Source organism: Maribacter sp. PR1 (assembly GCF_028464145.1).
GTDB lineage: Bacteria > Bacteroidota > Bacteroidia > Flavobacteriales > Flavobacteriaceae > Maribacter.
In genome coordinates, this window is the sequence record NZ_JAQPCG010000006.1 from 74,676 (window position 1) to 91,228 (window position 16,553).

The 16,553-nt window shown below is 38.1% G+C and carries 11 protein-coding genes; all 11 read right to left on the reverse strand.

Annotated elements, in window-relative coordinates:
• Positions 1-76: 76 nt before the first annotated feature.
• Complete coding sequence (locus PP182_RS13150; RefSeq protein WP_272651725.1) at positions 77-1,612, reverse strand: YifB family Mg chelatase-like AAA ATPase; 1,536 nt, start codon at positions 1,610-1,612, stop codon at positions 77-79.
• Positions 1,613-1,667: 55 nt separating this feature from the next.
• A complete protein-coding gene (locus PP182_RS13155) occupies positions 1,668-3,416 on the reverse strand; it encodes a hypothetical protein (RefSeq protein WP_272651726.1) in 1,749 nt (582 codons plus the stop codon).
• An 11-nt stretch (positions 3,417-3,427) separates the two neighbouring features.
• Positions 3,428-4,657, reverse strand: a complete 1,230-nt coding sequence (locus PP182_RS13160; RefSeq protein ID WP_272651727.1) for a DUF4249 domain-containing protein — start codon at positions 4,655-4,657, stop codon at positions 3,428-3,430.
• A 39-nt stretch (positions 4,658-4,696) separates the two neighbouring features.
• Positions 4,697-5,926 carry a DUF4249 domain-containing protein gene (locus tag PP182_RS13165; protein ID WP_272651728.1) on the reverse strand — a complete coding sequence of 410 codons (1,230 nt, stop codon included), beginning with the start codon at positions 5,924-5,926 and terminating at the stop codon, positions 4,697-4,699.
• A 15-nt stretch (positions 5,927-5,941) separates the two neighbouring features.
• Entirely contained in the window at positions 5,942-7,123 is a 1,182-nt protein-coding gene (locus PP182_RS13170; protein WP_272651729.1) for a DUF4249 domain-containing protein, read from the reverse strand.
• 12 nt (positions 7,124-7,135) lie between these two features.
• A complete protein-coding gene (locus PP182_RS13175; RefSeq protein WP_272651730.1) occupies positions 7,136-8,092 on the reverse strand; it encodes a TonB-dependent receptor plug domain-containing protein in 957 nt (318 codons plus the stop codon).
• 56 nt (positions 8,093-8,148) lie between these two features.
• Positions 8,149-9,906, reverse strand: a complete 1,758-nt coding sequence (locus PP182_RS13180; RefSeq protein ID WP_272651731.1) for a carboxypeptidase-like regulatory domain-containing protein — start codon at positions 9,904-9,906, stop codon at positions 8,149-8,151.
• A 2-nt stretch (positions 9,907-9,908) separates the two neighbouring features.
• Entirely contained in the window at positions 9,909-10,640 is a 732-nt protein-coding gene (locus PP182_RS13185) for a hypothetical protein (RefSeq protein WP_272651732.1), read from the reverse strand.
• A gap of 137 nt (positions 10,641-10,777) precedes the next feature.
• Entirely contained in the window at positions 10,778-13,168 is a 2,391-nt protein-coding gene (locus PP182_RS13190) for a penicillin acylase family protein (RefSeq protein ID WP_272651733.1), read from the reverse strand.
• Between the two features lie 70 nt (positions 13,169-13,238).
• The gene (locus tag PP182_RS13195; RefSeq protein WP_272651734.1) at positions 13,239-15,224 is read right to left on the reverse strand and encodes a protein-disulfide reductase DsbD family protein; all 1,986 of its coding nucleotides are present in this window, start codon (positions 15,222-15,224) and stop codon (positions 13,239-13,241) included.
• A complete protein-coding gene (gene tilS, locus PP182_RS13200; protein WP_272651735.1) occupies positions 15,221-16,525 on the reverse strand; it encodes a tRNA lysidine(34) synthetase TilS in 1,305 nt (434 codons plus the stop codon). The genes PP182_RS13195 and tilS overlap by 4 nt, the downstream gene beginning before the upstream one ends.
• Between the last annotated feature and the right edge of the window lie 28 nt (positions 16,526-16,553).

Sequence of the window (16,553 nt, forward strand, 5' to 3'; positions counted from 1 at the left end):
AAAACTTATCTATGCGTCTATATTTAAAACATTAAATTACAATTAGTTACAACAAATCTATTAATTTGATATAAGACTATCCCAACCAACCCTCCCTATCCAAACTCCGATATTGAATCGCTTCGCTGATATGGTTTCCATTTACTTCCTGCGAGTTATCCAAATCTGATATGGTCCGCGCAACTTTTAAGATTCGATCATAAGCACGAGCTGAAAGGTTTAATCGCTCCATCGCATTTTTAAGTAGAGATTTAGATTTTTCGTCCAGCTTACAATATTCCCGTATTTGTTTGGTATTCATTTGTGCATTGTAATGCACATTTTCCAAATCCTCAAAACGCTTGGTCTGTTTTTCCCTTGCTGCAGTTACCCGTTTGCGGATGTCCACACTGCTCTCTCCTTTTCTATCTTCGGAGAGTTTCTCAAAGGGTACCGGTGTTACTTCAATATGAATGTCAATTCGGTCTAACAGTGGTCCGGAAATCTTGCTTAGATAACGTTGCATTTCTGCAGGAGAAGAGGTAACCGGGGCATCCGGATCATTAAAGTAACCACCCGGACTAGGGTTCATACTGGCTACCAGCATAAAACTACTGGGATAGGTAACCGTAAAGCGTGCTCTTGAGATAGTCACCTCCCGGTCCTCCAAGGGCTGACGCATAACTTCCAAAACACCTCTCTTGAACTCTGGTAATTCATCCAAAAACAGTACTCCATTATGGGAAAGGGATATTTCACCTGGTTGCGGGTATGCTCCTCCACCAACTAAGGCTACATCGGAAATCGTATGGTGAGGACTTCTAAAAGGTCTTTGACTCATTAGTCCCATATTTTTTATTTTCCCTACAACACTATGAATTTTAGTAGTTTCCAAGGCTTCATGTAAGGTCATTGGTGGTAAAATAGAGGGCAACCTCTTGGCCAACATCGTTTTTCCGGCACCTGGCGGACCAATAAGAATTATGTTATGTCCCCCGGCTGCAGCGATTTCCATACAGCGTTTAATGCTCTCCTGACCTTTAACATCGGAAAAATCAAATTCTGGAAAGTCAAGGCTTTTATAAAATTCGGCACGGGTATCTATGATGGTTTGCTCTAAAGGTGTTCCCTGGTCAAAAAACTCCAATACCTGTTTGATGTTATCCACACCATAAACTTTCAGATCGCTTACAATAGCCGCTTCCCTAGCGTTATCATTCGGTAATATAAACCCTGTAAAACCTTCTTCCTTAGCTTTAATGGCGATGGGCAAAGCACCCTTTATGGGCTGTAAACTTCCATCCAAGGAAAGTTCCCCCATAATGATGTACTTCTCAATATCCTCTGATTGTATTTGGTTGGACGCCGCTAAAATCCCCAATGCCAAAGTCAAATCGTACGCAGAACCCTCCTTTCTTAAATCGGCCGGGGCCATATTAATCGTAATTTTCTTTCCTGGAATTTTATACCCGTTATTTTGTAATGCAGCGGCTATTCGGTAATTACTTTCTTTAATTGCGTTATCGGGAAGACCTACCAAATGATAACCAATTCCTTTATCAATATTAACCTCAACGGTTATCGTAGTTGCCTCCACGCCAAAGACGGCGCTCCCGTAAACTTTTGTAAGCATTTGATTTTCCTTTGGGCTAAATGTAATATTTTTCGACCAAAGTTTATTTTTCCATTTATTCTATAGTGAATCGACTTGTAAGAAGAACAGGTTTACCAGAAAGTGTAAACCCTTCTACGACCACCTCGAATTCCCCCTTGATATCCGAGCTGTAAAAATCTATTTCCTGTACTTTCTGGGTTATTTGATACTTAGGTAGCCAAAGTAATTGATATCTAAAATCCGGTAGGCGATCATATTTTTCCCTGGCAGCACCCTGATAGGATTGACGATAGTAATTCTTACTCTCATTGGGTTTAAAAAGTTCTTGCGAGAACAGATTATCCGTATAGTAGTTTTCGAAATAGTCGTTTTTAAATGTTGTAATATCTACTACGCCTTGAAATGTTTTGGTACCATAAAAATGATTGTTTCTGGAAATGCTTATCGTGTTTATCCTATTGGATGGCAAATTTAAGAGTCGGCCATGATCTAAAACCAAAATCCCATCTACGATGACTAAAGGTAACTGACCAGAATCAACATAGGGATCTTCCGGTCTAACGTGAAACTGCATTTCACCATTTTTATCGGCCTGTAACCACACATGCTCAACAATTTCCACAAAAGTTTCTTTTACTGTTGAAAATCGGGTGTATTCATCCAAAACATATTTCTTTACATCGGGACCATAAAACCTTGCATTCCCATTTCCCAATAATATAGTGTCCGGTTTACTACTGTAATAGGCATTTTCAATTTGATTATGAATACTACGTTCTTTAATAACCGGCTCCATTTCCTTATCCAATTTAAATGAGTGATAATTAAGTTGGGAAAAGTCTAATGATTTTTCTGGATAAAATACTATATCATATTTACTTTCACCTCCTCCTAAAGGTTGCAAGTAAATATCCTGTGCTGTATAGTCTTTATCCACATTAACAAAAAACTCGCCATTATCATCGGTATTTACAATTTTCAGAAGATAATCCTCGCCCGGGAACGAAGCTGCAAGTAAAACTTCCTTTTTATCACCTGCATCTTCTGTTTTTGAGACCTTGCCACTGATCAGTTCACCTCTAAGTTCTGGAAGAATTAATTCTTGAACAATCTGTTCTGATGGATACACCGTTTGATAATCCATAACAGAAAGGTTTTCCGGGGCTTTCAACTCATTAACCCTTCTCACTGAAATTACATAGTTTCCTAGACCTTCCTGATAGCCCTTCGAAATAAGTTCTAAATGAATGGAATCCCTTATTCCATAGGTATTCTTATCCAATTGCATTTCTAATGGTATACTCCCATATGTAACTGCTTTTCCTTTTCCCTTATATTCATCATGGTTCTCCAATAACTTGGCTTGCCTAAAAACCGCTTGGTCACTGGTGTATGGATTTATTATGGTAAGGTCCTGACTGAAAAAATAACCTTTACCATTATTTAACATCCATTGTGTATAGGCAACCAACTTATAATTCCCGGATGGGATGTTGGATGGAATAAAAAAGTTACTATCCCCTATCCCTTTATTCAATTTAATTTTATGGTTAAGTACGATGTTGCCATTTTCGTTTACCAATTTTAAATAGGCAATTTTACTTACACCACTCAATTGTCCGGTTTTTGCCTTAAGGTTATATAGGGTGTAATAAAGGTATTCGCCAACGAAGCCTAAACTCGTATTTGTTTTTAAGTACACTTGCTCTTGGTAAGGTACTTTAGTTTCGTTGATAAAGGTATTGGTAGAAGTACCTTGGGCTGTTATGCTTAGCATACTGATATATAGTACCCCAAAAAAAATAAACCTAATTTTTCTCATCTTTCTATTTTTTATTCAATCCAAAATTCTGGAACAACATTACTGCCGTATACAGTACAATCGCCACAAGGTGTAGGTACCATTAAAAAAGGGCCGTACTCACTAAAATTCAAAGGATTGGTTTCTTGGTCATAATCTTCAACATATTTCAAGAGTTCCAATTCAATGGCAATCAGTAAAGGTGATGCTCCCGTTTCCGTAATAATTGGAGGAGAAACCAAATCACAACTTATTGGATAATCCGGTAAATTTTCATTGGGGAAAAAATCATTATAATCGAAAAAAATTCTTTTCTCCGAAACCGTACTGACTTGAAAAAAACCAATAACATCTTCATTAGGTTCGGATAAGCTTCGAATGTTACCTTCCAAAAAACCGGTTTGTAACTGAGAAAAGAAATTTTCGGAACCAGCCATGGATTCCAAGGTTTCATAATAGGTGAAGGCGGCCCTCGATTGTACATATTGTCTCACCAAAATGCTATATCTATGGGAAAGGATATAATTGTCCCTATTTATAAAACGAACGGGGAATTTACTAATACGGTCTTCACCAAATTCCGTTGTACTTTGTTGAATTATAGTATTCGAGGGTACGGTTTGATAACAAATTTGCTCCTCTTGCTCCTTTGGACGTGTTCCCACTTCAGGTTCCGGTAGTGGAGAAACAATATAGGCATCCAAGCCACTCCAAAACGGTGCAATTATTTTATAGGTTTCCTCGTATTCGTACCTATAGTAATTAGATTGTCCCGTGGGATCATAGCTGTCTACATAAATAAACATACCTTCATTTTCCGCCACGTCATTAAAATCGCGCTCGGCATATAAATTATCTATTGTTGTTTGGGTGGGTACATTAGTTTCATCCGATCGGTATTCCTTTCCATCTTGTGTAAGGATACTTAAAGTGTATGTTCTGCCGGGCACCACCGAAAAGGCTTCATTTGACCGATATTCGCCATCAGATGCCTCTGAAAATGAATAAACGCTCCCATCACTATCCAAAACAGATACATTGGCACCACTGACCCCAGACATTAATACAGTATCCAGCGGAAAGGTGCGGGACACCCTAATTTTCTGAACTTCCTCTTGATCTGTAATGGTTCCCTCTACGACCAAGGCACTTTTAAATTCGGTGCTCTCAAAATCAAAGGCATCTATGCAAGACTGGAAGGTTAACATAATGGCCATGTTAAGCAAAAAGATTAAAACAACCTTACTATGTCTTTTTCTCATCAAGTTATTTATATTTTTTAAAATTTCCTTCATACTTTTTTACTGTTCTATCCAAAAATCAGGAGCTATATTGCTGCCCAATTTTGTACAATCTCCACAGGCTGGGGTAACCATAACAAATGGTGCTGCTTCACCTAATTCTTCAGGGTTTTCAAGGTCTGCACCCTCACCAAACTCATAAAATTTATAGCCATTTTCAATTGTAAAATTCAGAAATTCATAATTATCAATAGGAATTGGATAAAAGGTGCATTCGCTGATATATTTCGGTAATTCCAAATCCGGAAAATAATCTACATAATCAAAAAACAATCTTTTTTCCGAGACGCTGCTCACCTCAAAAAAACCGATGACCTGCTCCTCCGGATTATCTAGTGCTGTTATGCTACCTTCGAGAAACCCGGTCTGTATTTGTGATAATACTCCATTGGAGGCAAAAAGTTCCTCTAGAGCCTTATAATAGGCATAGGCCTCCTGTGACTGTACATGTTGCTTTACCAATATGCTGTACCTATGGGAAATAATGAAATTATCTTTGTTGATAAAACGTACCGGAAACTTGGTAATTCGATTGTTGCTAAAATTACCGCTATTTTGCTGAATGATTTCGGATGACTTTTCAAACCCGAAGCAGACCCTTTCCTCTTGTTCCTTAAGCTTAAAAGCAACTACTAAATCCGGTAAAGGCATCCTTATATAAAGGTCCACGGCGTTCCAATAGGGTGCAATTATTTTATAGGTTTCCTCATACTCGTACCTAAAAAATTTGTTCTGGCCTGTAGGGTCAAAGCTATCGGCATAAATAAATATGCCCTCATCCAAATCCCCGTCCCTAAAGTCACGCTCCGTATAAAGGCTATCGATTTGGGTAGGGGCGGGGGCAATCTCCTCCTCGGAAATATATTCCTTGCCATCCGAGGTTATAAAATTCAGTCGATAACCGATTCCTGTCCTTGCCGCAAACGAAGCGCTGGAAACATACCTGCCTTCTCCCTGGTATGTAAAATCATACATACCCCCATCGGAATCCGTTACCTGCACCATAGCTCCGCCCTCCCCATAAATACCGGTGGTATCCAAAGGAAAGGTCCTTGAAAGACGCACTTCCTGTAACTTGTTTTCGTCCGTAATAGTTGCCTGTACCACCAACATACTCTCAAATCCCGATTCCTCATGTTGCAGTTCCAAAGGTTCCACACAATTCTGCATACAGAGACCTATGGCGATGGCCATCAAGCTTTTATCAGAAATTGTTATAGAACCTTTCATTCTTTTTAAATCAATCTATTCTTCCCAAAATTCAGGGACCTCGTTACTACCCAGTACAGTGCAATCCCCGCATTCTACAGGAACCACTATATAGGGGGACGGCTTCGAAAAATTACCGTACTGTCCGTTATTGTCATCCCAATAGGTTGTGGCATGCCTTTCTATGTCAGTGATTAAAGCGTTTATATTCGATAGAAAAGGACATTCCACGATATACTGAGGCCTATCCTCACCTCTAAAAAAATCCACATAATCAAAGAAAATTCGTTTTTCGTCATAAGAACTCACACCAAAATACCCCACAACGTTCTCGTTTTTATCAGTAGATGTTATATTCCCCTCCAAAAAACCTGTCTGTATCTGAGAAAAAACGGATTCACTGCCACTTAGTTCGTTCAACGTATTATAATAAACATAGGCCTCCCTAGTTTGTATCCATTGTTTTACCAAAATGCTGTATCTGTGGGAAATACTGAAATCGTTCCTATTAATAAACCTAACTGGAAATTGGGTTATTCTTACTTCGTTGAAATCATCCGTCTTGGCCTGTAAAATATCTGCAGAACGGTTTGTCTTAAAACAAACCTGTTCTTCTTGTGACCTTATTCTCACATCCACAAGATTGTCCGGAGGTATTAAATAGAGTTCCTTATTTGTCCAAAATGGAGCTATAATCTTGTAGGTCTCTTCATATTCGTACCTATAGTATTTGTTCTCACCTGTTGCATCAAAAGAGTCCAAATAAATGAACATACCTTCCTCAGCACCATCATCCTTAAAATCCCTTACCGCATAAACACTATCAATTTGCGTAGGGTTTGGAGCAATTTCCTCCGTGGATGTATATGTTACCCCTTCTGTAGTAACAATATTAAGCCTATACCCTATACCCGACTGTGCCGCAAAGGACATATTAGACACATATCTTCCCTGCCCCTGATCACTGAAATCATAGGCACCCCCGTTGGAATCCAGAACCTGTACCTTGGCACCGCTCTCTCCATAAACACCGGTGGTATCCAAAGGGAAGGTCCTAGTGATGAAAATCTCCTGTTCCTTATTCTCGTCCGTTATGGTTGCTTCTACTACCAATGCACTTTTAAAATTTATTATTTGTGGTTCAAAGGGTTCTATGCAAGAAATCACAAAGATTAGCAAGCAAATCCACAGAAAGCCAAGTCGTAATAATTTGGTCATACCCATTCATTATTAAAACTTAAAATTATACGTAATCGTGGGTACCGGAATGGAGAAAATTGAACTTTGGTACGCCTTTAAGTCTCCATTTTCGGTCACAAAAAATACGGAATAGGGATTGTTTCTCCCCAAAACGTTGTACACAGAAATATTCCAAAAACTATGGGCCAATTTTTTTAGCTTATGATTTCCTTCTATGTTAAAACCAAGGTCCAACCTATAATAATCCGGTATACGAAATTCATTTCGATTACTATAGACCACGTATTCAGAATTATTAAAATTGTAACGGGCCACGGGATAGGTTACTGGGCGTCCCGTCTGATAACTTAAATTGGCAGAAGCACTAAACCTTTTCGTAAATTTATAATTTAGGACCGCACTAAAATCATGTGGTTTATCATAATTGGTAGGGAAAAATTCTCCGTTGTTTACACGTTCCTCAGCATATTGACTATCCAATTTTAAGAAGGAACGAGCGTAGGTATACCCCAACCAACCATTTAATCTCCCCGAATTTTTGCGAATCAAGAATTCAATTCCGTAAGCCTTGCCATCTCCTTGTAAAGTTTCTGTCTCTATGGTTTCGTTCAGCAGTAGTTCTGACCCGACCTTAAAATCCAACAGATTATCCGCTTCCTTATAATACCCTTCCAAGCTTATTTCATAAATATTGGCATCCAAGTTTTTGTAGAATCCAAGCCCTACTTGTCTTCCTCGCTGGGGTTTTATATTGTTATCCGATAGTTTCCAAGTATCTATAGGACTTATGGTAGTTGTATTCGATAACCTATGGATGTATTGATAGGTACTGTTGTAACTAGCCTTAACGGAAAAATCTTCACCGAGAAAATATCTTGCGGAAAAACGAATTTCTGGCCCACCGTAGGTTTCTACAAACTCGTTATTATCATAGGACACGGTTTCAACCAAAGTCTCCTCGTTCTTTGGCACCCCTTCCTCGTACACCCTTGCTTCTGTTTCCCCCAGCGTAGCAAATATGGAATATCGAAGTCCGACATCTATTAAAAGTTGGTCGTCACCTCAAAATTATCCGACAAATAAATAGCGCCTTCCAAGGCCTTTTCCTTTGCTATCGTTTGGGGAACCACGATGGAATTATCTCCGTTAGGCTCTAAATAACCAGGTTGAACATTGTAGAGTTTCGTGGAAAGGCCATAGTCAAATTTATGGGCTTTACTATGTAGATAGGTGAATTTAAACTTAGCTTCGGTCTCATCCACTACAAATCCCAGGTCAAAATTGTTGTCCGAGTTTCCTTCATAGCCGATGTTGAATTTATAATTACTATTCGCAACAATTAAGCTACCGGCATTCTTATCATTAAATTGATGGTCCCATTGGAAGGACAGTAGTCTGTTGTTGTATCCATAGACGGAATCAGAAGTTATACTAAACGCATCATCACTATAATATCCCATAGCCCTGACCGTATTTTTTTCATTTATGGTGTGCGTATATTTTGCAATGGCATCATAAAAGGAAGCTTTACTATTGTTAAGGGATTCATCTTTTAATGACCTTAATATCCAACCCGAATAAGTTCCCCTTCCCCCTAACATAAGTCCGGATTTTCCTTTAACAACCGGAATTTCCAATGCCAAATTACTGGTGACCGGTCCTATAGCGGCTTCGCCCGCTATTTTTTCCGTGTTGGCATCCTTGGAGGTAATATCAAATACCGAGGAAAGTCTACCCCCATATTCAGCAGGAATACCTCCCTTTAATACTTTAAGATCTTTGGTCGTAAATGGATTTATAGCCTGAAAAATGCCAAAGAAGTGAGAGGGATTATAAATTACGGCATTATCCAAGAGTATTAGGTTTTGGTCCGTACTACCGCCACGCACATTAAACCCGGCGGCTCCCTCGCCTGCGGTTGAAATTCCGGGAAGTGTGGTTGCAACTTTTAAAACATCCCTTTCTCCTAAGACCAGAGGAATGTTTTTGGTTTCCTCGACGACCAACTCCGTACTACCCGATATAGCTTCCTCAACATTTTTTGCCGCATTCGCCTCGACGGTAACCTCATCTAAAAACTCTACACTTTCAGCCAACTGAAAATTTAGGTTTCCATCATTATAAACAATTACTCTGGTCGTTGTAGGCTCAATACCCAAAGAGCTTGTTTTAATTATACTTGTTCCTGCAGGAACTTCCAATTCAAAATAGCCATTATCATCGGTAACAGCTCCCGAATTCCTATTGTTTAAAATGATAGATAAGTTTGAAATAGGTTGATTTTGATCTTTTGTAGTTGCATAACCGCTTATTTTAAAGCTTGATCTAGAATCCGCGAGATTCTCTTTTCCAATCCTAACGGTCCTCGAAATTTCGCTACTTTTATTCGCTTCGATATTTGAAAATACGGGGCTACTGGTTACCCGGATATTATTTGAAGCTATTTGGACAGTATCAACCTCCTTACCAAAAAAACCTTCTGGCAGGTCTTTATAAATAATACTGTTCTGAGTTAGGATAATTTTAGTATTATCGTATTTAAAGAAGTTTAAGGTGGTTTCCTCAAAAATACCCTCAAGTATTTCTGTTAATGTTGCCTCGGTAAATGCTCCTGAAAAATTTTGTCCAGAAAACCAAGCTTCGTCATAATAAAACCTGACCTCCGCTTTTTGTTCAATGATGTTTAAAACCGTAGTAATACTCTGGTCGGTAAATTGAAAACTATATTTTGGTTCATTCTCCTGACCAAAGTTTGCCACACAAGACAGCAGGACAAAAATGTATATTATTCTCCTTATCATTATTATCCTTTATTTTCAGTGTTAATTACGTCGGCTAGCTTGGAAAAGAAACTGGTCCAAAAAGTATCTTCATTTATTTTTCGCAAGGAAGAATTAAAATTTTCATTAATGAATGCTTTCTGTTCCGGCCAAATACGAAGGACATCTTTTTTATTTGAAATTTCATAAAACTCCCCTTCATAATTTAGGGCGTAACTATCCTCAGGGATAAATTCGTAATAAAGCGTATTTCCCCTTATCCGTTTAAATCTCTTTTTTGTATTCTTTTTTAATAGCGTAATCGCCTTTTCCTTAAAAAGAACTTGATAAAATCCGGTTGCGCCCAATGCTTCGGTATCTTCGGGAACCTGAACAAAATCAGCATCCTGTAAATTAAAGGATTGAATTTTAGATTTAATTAGAATTAGGATAGGATAGGGATAGTTATAACCCACGCTGAGAAGTAGATTATCAGCATCTAAATCATATTTTAATGGGACTTGATCAAAAAATTGACCGTCATATACCAAAGACCCCATTTGAAAGTCACTATTACCAAAAAATTTGTGCTTATCATTAATGGTTCTATAAAGCTCTATATATTCGACCCCATTGTAGAGTGACGTATTTTTTCGCTGGACTTCCTTATCGAACCAATTAAAGTATTCGGGTTCAATTTTAGCATTTTGGCCAATACATATATTTAAAAAAAATAGGAATATTAAAGAAAAGAAAGCGCGGTTGGTATTTTTCATTGAGTTAGCTATTAGCTAAAAATAACAAAAAACCTTTGAGGTGTGCTAAATTAATTCGGCTTCTTTTTGAATTTTAATAAATCACTAAAATATGATCAAAAACTAATACATCTACTTCATTTTTTTTCCTTCAATTATCAATTCTGGAAAATGAGAACTGATGCTGCTTTATTTTTAATCTCCTCCTCATTCATCATCATCTTTCTAAATTTCCCATTTATATACATTTCCGCCTGGTCCTTGTAATGGGGACTAAACGGGTTACCGGATTGTCCTGTAGGCAGAATACTACTACTGTTCTCAATATCCGAAAAGTCGATAATTCTACGTGTAGAAGGGCCAGAACTAACCTTATAAAATCCTGTACTATCATAAGGAAACGCCATATTATTAATAACCTCCCTAGTACCATCAACCGGAAATGGACCCACATTAAAAAATGACCGAAGTGCTGCTACTTGTCCAATGGGGTGTCCATGTTCCAAGGTATGCACCTTTTGCCATTTCCAATCGTCTATTTTAGTACCAAAATCTGCTTCCAGTGAAGCTAGAGCATCTTTAAAGGATTCTATCAGGATAGTTTTCCTATTTTCCTGAATACGTTCCGTATTTACATTATCCCACCAAATTGAATTTTCATTTGATATCATTGGTGCTATTGTCCTTTTAATTAGATGTGTGGACAACAATTGATTGAACATTTCCTTCCCAAGCTCATCCTGAAAAGTATTGACCAAAAAGTAATAGATCAAACGAGTATAGATAGTTCCATCTACATTCTCAAGGGAATAGGTTCCATCCCATGAACTCAATTCATCCAAAACCTCTTTCTCAACCGCCGATAAGTCAGCTTCACCTATCAACAACAATAAACTATGCAACACCTCCAAATGCACAGGGGAATTGACATCCAAAATCATTTCGGCAACATCCTCTTTATCCCAATCATTTTTGGGGTCCAAAAGACTTACAATTCTCTTCGCCCTGTTCTCGGGTAAGTAATATCCTGGATATAACAAACCAGCAATGGAATCCGGTTGATTGTTTGCCGAATAGACATAATTCCATGGAGGGTTAACTGCTTGTGGATTTTTTTCAAAAGGCAAAAAATCTTTTTGTAAACTAGGTCTTCGTTCAAAACCATAGACCAATTTGGTATTGACGCTATCCGGAATATCCCATAATTTGGCCGTGGCAAACCAGCCGATATTGCCCTTGGCATCGCCATACATAATATTTAGTCCGGGTGCATGGATTTTTGGCAAGGCCGATGTAAACTCGGAAAGCTTTGTGGCATGGCTTATTTCGTAAAAGGCATCGACCACCGTATTTTTCTCTTGGGTATAAATCCAGGACATCGCTATTGGCGTCTCATTTTGAATTTGATCGGCAATTCCGTTTAGGATTGGTCCATGGACGGACTGTTTGAAAGTGAAATCAACATCCTTGGCATCTTTTACCTTTATCTTTTTTGTAATAATAACATAATCTACCCAATTCCCGGCTAGTTTATATTGGTCGTCGTTTGCAGGATTATTTTCTTCGTAATAGAAATCCACATCGTCATTCTCGAACATCGTCATACCGTAGGCAATCTCCCTATTATGACCCAGTACGGGAAATGGAATACCAGCAATATGATAACCGTATTTTGAATACGTAGGTGTTTCTATATGGGCCTCATACCAAACCGATGGTTGCGCAAAACCAATATGGGGGTCATTGGCGAATATAACTTGACCATTCTTTGTCTTTTGGGGAGCCAACACCCAGCTGTTGCTACCTTCGAATAAAGGTAGTTTAAGTTTGTTTAGAGATTCAGTGACCATAGCGGTTACTGAATTACCAATAGCATTCCCTTCACCATGCCTATGGTTTTTAATCCATACCGTATTCGGGTTGGAGTGTATTTCCAAATCTTCCAAATACTCGGGACCAAGCTTGATCTCAATATTGCTCAACAAGGGGTCCGTTTTATGACCCATCGCAAAACTAAAGGCCATATACCCCATTATATTATAAACATCCTTTACAGTGAACTTTGTTTTCTCTATACCTGTAAGATAAAATTCTACGGGAGTAGGTCCTTCTTCAACAAATTGATTAAGACCTTCCAAGTAGGCATTAATGATAGTAACCGCCTCACTATTCTTATTCAAGTTTGAAACAGTCAATTTTGAAGCCTCATCTATTCCCAAGGAAATAAAAAACTTATCTGTACCTATTAAATCTTCCCCAAACACTTCGGATAAACCTCCGCTGCCAATTCTCCGGAGCAATTCCATTTGCCATAGCCTATCTTGGGCATGTACGTAACCTAATGCCTTAAAGGCATCTGTTTCTGACTTCCCATAAATATGGGGAACCCCATAATTGTCGAAATATACCTCTACCTGATTTTCTAGACCGGCCATTACCTTCTCACCGGAGTAATCAGGTTTGTGTAACCGGACAAAAATAAACCCTGAAATAATCAATAGGAGAATTAGGACAAGCAGAAATAGCCCCAGCTTCTTTAAAAACTTCATTGTATAGTTCAAATTAACCCTTCTAATTTAGGTTTAAAATCCCTAAGGAAAAAAAGAGTGATTTAGATTCTTATGGGTTACTTGAAATCACTTTTTTTTCAAAAGCCCTTAACCCCTCTTCCAACCAAACTTTATAAGAATTTGCGTCCGTGTTTTGTATCGATGTATTCAACACCTCCAAATCAGGTGAAAGGAGTACGTAAAAAGGTTGGGATACCGCATTAAAGTTGACATCCTGGAATGTACCCCATTTCTGCGCTATATTTCCAATGCGTTTAATTCTACCAGAATCATACTGAAAATTAAACTGTTCTTCCTCTGGAAGTTCCTTTCTATCATCAACGTATAATGAGATTAGGACATAATCATTGTTGAGGATTTCATAGACATCGGGTTCACTCCACACATTTTCCTCCATTTTTCTACAATTTACACATGCCCAACCCGTAAAATCCAACAAAATGGGTTTATTGTTTTCTTTGGCATACGCCAAACCTGTATCAAAATCCTTAAAGCAATCGATACCTAGAGGACAATCCGATTCCTTTTCGAAAATGCTATAAAAATCCGGTGGTGGAAAACCGCTCAACAATTTCAAACTAGTCACGTTAGCCAATCCCAGTACTAAGTATAGACTGAAAATAGCACTGACGGCCCCTACAATAATTCTACCCTTTGATAATTTAGCTTTTGGACCATCGTGTGGAAATCTGAATACTCCGAATAAATATAAGGTCATCAAAAGTCCTATAAGAATCCATATACCCAAGAACACCTCTCTTTTTAGTATTCCCCAATGTCCCACCAAATCTGCATTGGACAAAAATTTCAATGCAAGTGCAATTTCCAAAAATCCGAGAACCACTTTCACCGTTGTCATCCAACCTCCAGATTTTGGTAAGGAATTTAACCAAGCAGGGAACAAAGCAAAAAGTGCAAATGGAAAAGCCAAGGCAACCCCGAAACCTGTCATCCCTGCGGTAAGGTTCATCGCCACATCGCCCTCCGCTAAAGTGGTTCCCCCTAGTAGCCCTCCCAATATGGGTCCGGTACATGAGAACGATACAATGGCCAAGGTAATCGCCATAAAGAATACACCTAACACCCCTCCTATTTTAGAGGAGGCCGCATCCATTTTATTGGCCCAGGAACTCGGTAAGGTAAGTTCATAGTAACCGAAAAATGAAAACGCAAAGAACATGAAAATGGCAAAAAATATAATGTTTAGCCAAACGTTCGTTGCGATGGTATTTAATATTTGAGAATCTACAGAATCAAATAAGTGGAAAGGCACGCTCAACAGAAAATAAATAAGGACGATAAAAAAACCATATAATAGCGCATTGGCTATCCCTTTCGATTTTTTCTTTGAATGCTTAGTAAAAAAAGAAACCGTTAGCGGAATCATAGGAAACACACAAGGGGTTAACAAAGCTATAAGCCCCCCGAGGAATCCTAGGGCAAAAATCACCCATAAATTGGAACCTGAACCAATGTTTTCTTGCCCTTGGCTAAGCAATGCCTTGTTCTTAAGATCTAGCTTAAGGTTTGAGGTCAGTAGTTTACTTTTCTCATCCAGTACAATCTCATCTACAACGGCTTCCGAACCGTCTAAAGAGAAAACAAAATCTACATCAGCTGGAATACAAACTTCTTTGCAAACCTGATAAAATAAATTAACCTTGACTTGTTTTGTACTTGGGTTCAAAAGTTTTATTCGCTGTGTAAAGATGGCTTCTTCCTTAAAAAAGGTTTCCTCTACCTCAAAAATATCGCTGTATTCCTTTACGGTTTTGCTCTCCTCAGTACCACCAACCAATTCAAATTCTTCACCTACTTTACTGAACGTAAACTCACTAGGCAATGCACCACCTTCATCAGTAAATTGTGAGTATACATGCCATCCCTCATAGATATCTCCTTTGATTATTAACTCATATTCCGTGTCCGAAATCTTATTTACCTCGTGGCTCCATAGTACTGGATTCTCATCATCTTGGGAAAAGCTCAAAAACTGAATCGCAAGAAGAAAAAACCCTATTATTATATGTCTCATAAAATTGCTACTCTTAGTATTTTTTTTGTTTTATTCTGAACTTTAAATCGCTCGTCCGCCCGTCTACCAATAACCCAGACAATTTCATTATCGGAGCATAATAACCATTGTTCCCTTTTGGAAAAAAAGTCCATTTTTTCATCCTTGAAAAATTTGGACAATTTCTTTTTTCCATTTAATCCTAATGGATAAAAATAGTCGCCTTGCTTCCATTTCCTTACGGTTAACGGAAACTTTAACGCATTTTTATCGATATAAATTATATTCGGAGTGTTATCCTTTCTTTCGGATACCTGCCTTAATTCTAAATTTAAAGGTGTCGTAACTTTTTCTTGACCTTCTTCAATTTGAAATTCAACCTCTACTTTCGCTTTATTCTTTGCCAAAATGAGATTGTCCCTGTTCTTAAGTAAGGTGTATTTATTGGAATGAAGACTTTTACCACTCATGCCATGTAATAAATCGCGAACATTGTCCCATTCCGTAAATCCATATGCTTGGAAGATTGTATATAAGTAAGCATCCAACGGTTCCAATTCTTCCAATTCGGCGATGCCTATTTTTATATATCCATTTTCCTTTATGAACAAACCGTCCTTAATCTTTTTTATTTCATTTTCAGAAATATCTTGTGTTTGGCTTAGGAATTTCTGTGTTCTTTTAAAATTCTCTAAAAAAGTTGGATGCAACTCCTTTAATTTGGGAACAATTTCCAAGCGGATTTTATTACGTAAATATTTAGTATCCCTATTACTTTCATCTTCTCGCCATTCTAAATTTTTCTCCAGGGCATATTTCGAAATTTCTACTCGGGAATATTTAAGTAAAGGCCTGCGGATATTTCCGAAATTTGCAGGAATTCCCGTTAAACCCTCTATCCCGGTTCCTCGGGAAAGATTAATTAAAAACGTTTCCAGATTATCATCAGCATGATGAGCCGTCACCAAAAAATTAATATGATGTTCTTCCAATTGATTCTTAAACCAAGAATATCTCAAATCCCGTGCCGCCATCTGTACAGAAACATTCTTATTATTTACATATCCCATGGTATCAAAATGAGCTACCAAGACAGGCTTATCTAAGGATTTGGCCAATGATTTAACAAAGGATTCATCTCCATCACTAGCATCCCCTCGTAACCTAAAATTACAATGTGCCAAGATAAAATCCATACCACATTGATTACATAAATAAGAAAGCAAAACGCTATCCAAACCTCCACTGCAGGCCAATAAAAATTTGTGCTTTAACAGTTCTGGGAAATTATGGGATATATGCGATTTGAAATCCTTGAGCATGGGGCAAAGTTAACTAATTAAGTCCTTT

Excerpts from the sequence above, each read along its gene's own strand:
- PP182_RS13150 (WP_272651725.1), bottom strand. The coding sequence starts at position 1,612 with ATGCTTACAAAAGTTTACGGGAGCGCCGTCTTTGGCGTGGAGGCAACT.
- PP182_RS13155 (WP_272651726.1), bottom strand. The coding sequence starts at position 3,416 with ATGAGAAAAATTAGGTTTATTTTTTTTGGGGTACTATATATCAGTATG.
- PP182_RS13160 (WP_272651727.1), bottom strand. The coding sequence starts at position 4,657 with ATGAGAAAAAGACATAGTAAGGTTGTTTTAATCTTTTTGCTTAACATG.
- PP182_RS13165 (WP_272651728.1), bottom strand. The coding sequence starts at position 5,926 with ATGAAAGGTTCTATAACAATTTCTGATAAAAGCTTGATGGCCATCGCC.
- PP182_RS13170 (WP_272651729.1), bottom strand. The coding sequence starts at position 7,123 with ATGACCAAATTATTACGACTTGGCTTTCTGTGGATTTGCTTGCTAATC.
- PP182_RS13180 (WP_272651731.1), bottom strand. The coding sequence starts at position 9,906 with ATGATAAGGAGAATAATATACATTTTTGTCCTGCTGTCTTGTGTGGCA.
- PP182_RS13185 (WP_272651732.1), bottom strand. The coding sequence starts at position 10,640 with ATGAAAAATACCAACCGCGCTTTCTTTTCTTTAATATTCCTATTTTTT.
- PP182_RS13190 (WP_272651733.1), bottom strand. The coding sequence starts at position 13,168 with ATGAAGTTTTTAAAGAAGCTGGGGCTATTTCTGCTTGTCCTAATTCTC.
- PP182_RS13195 (WP_272651734.1), bottom strand. The coding sequence starts at position 15,224 with ATGAGACATATAATAATAGGGTTTTTTCTTCTTGCGATTCAGTTTTTG.
- tilS (WP_272651735.1), bottom strand. The coding sequence starts at position 16,525 with ATGCTCAAGGATTTCAAATCGCATATATCCCATAATTTCCCAGAACTG.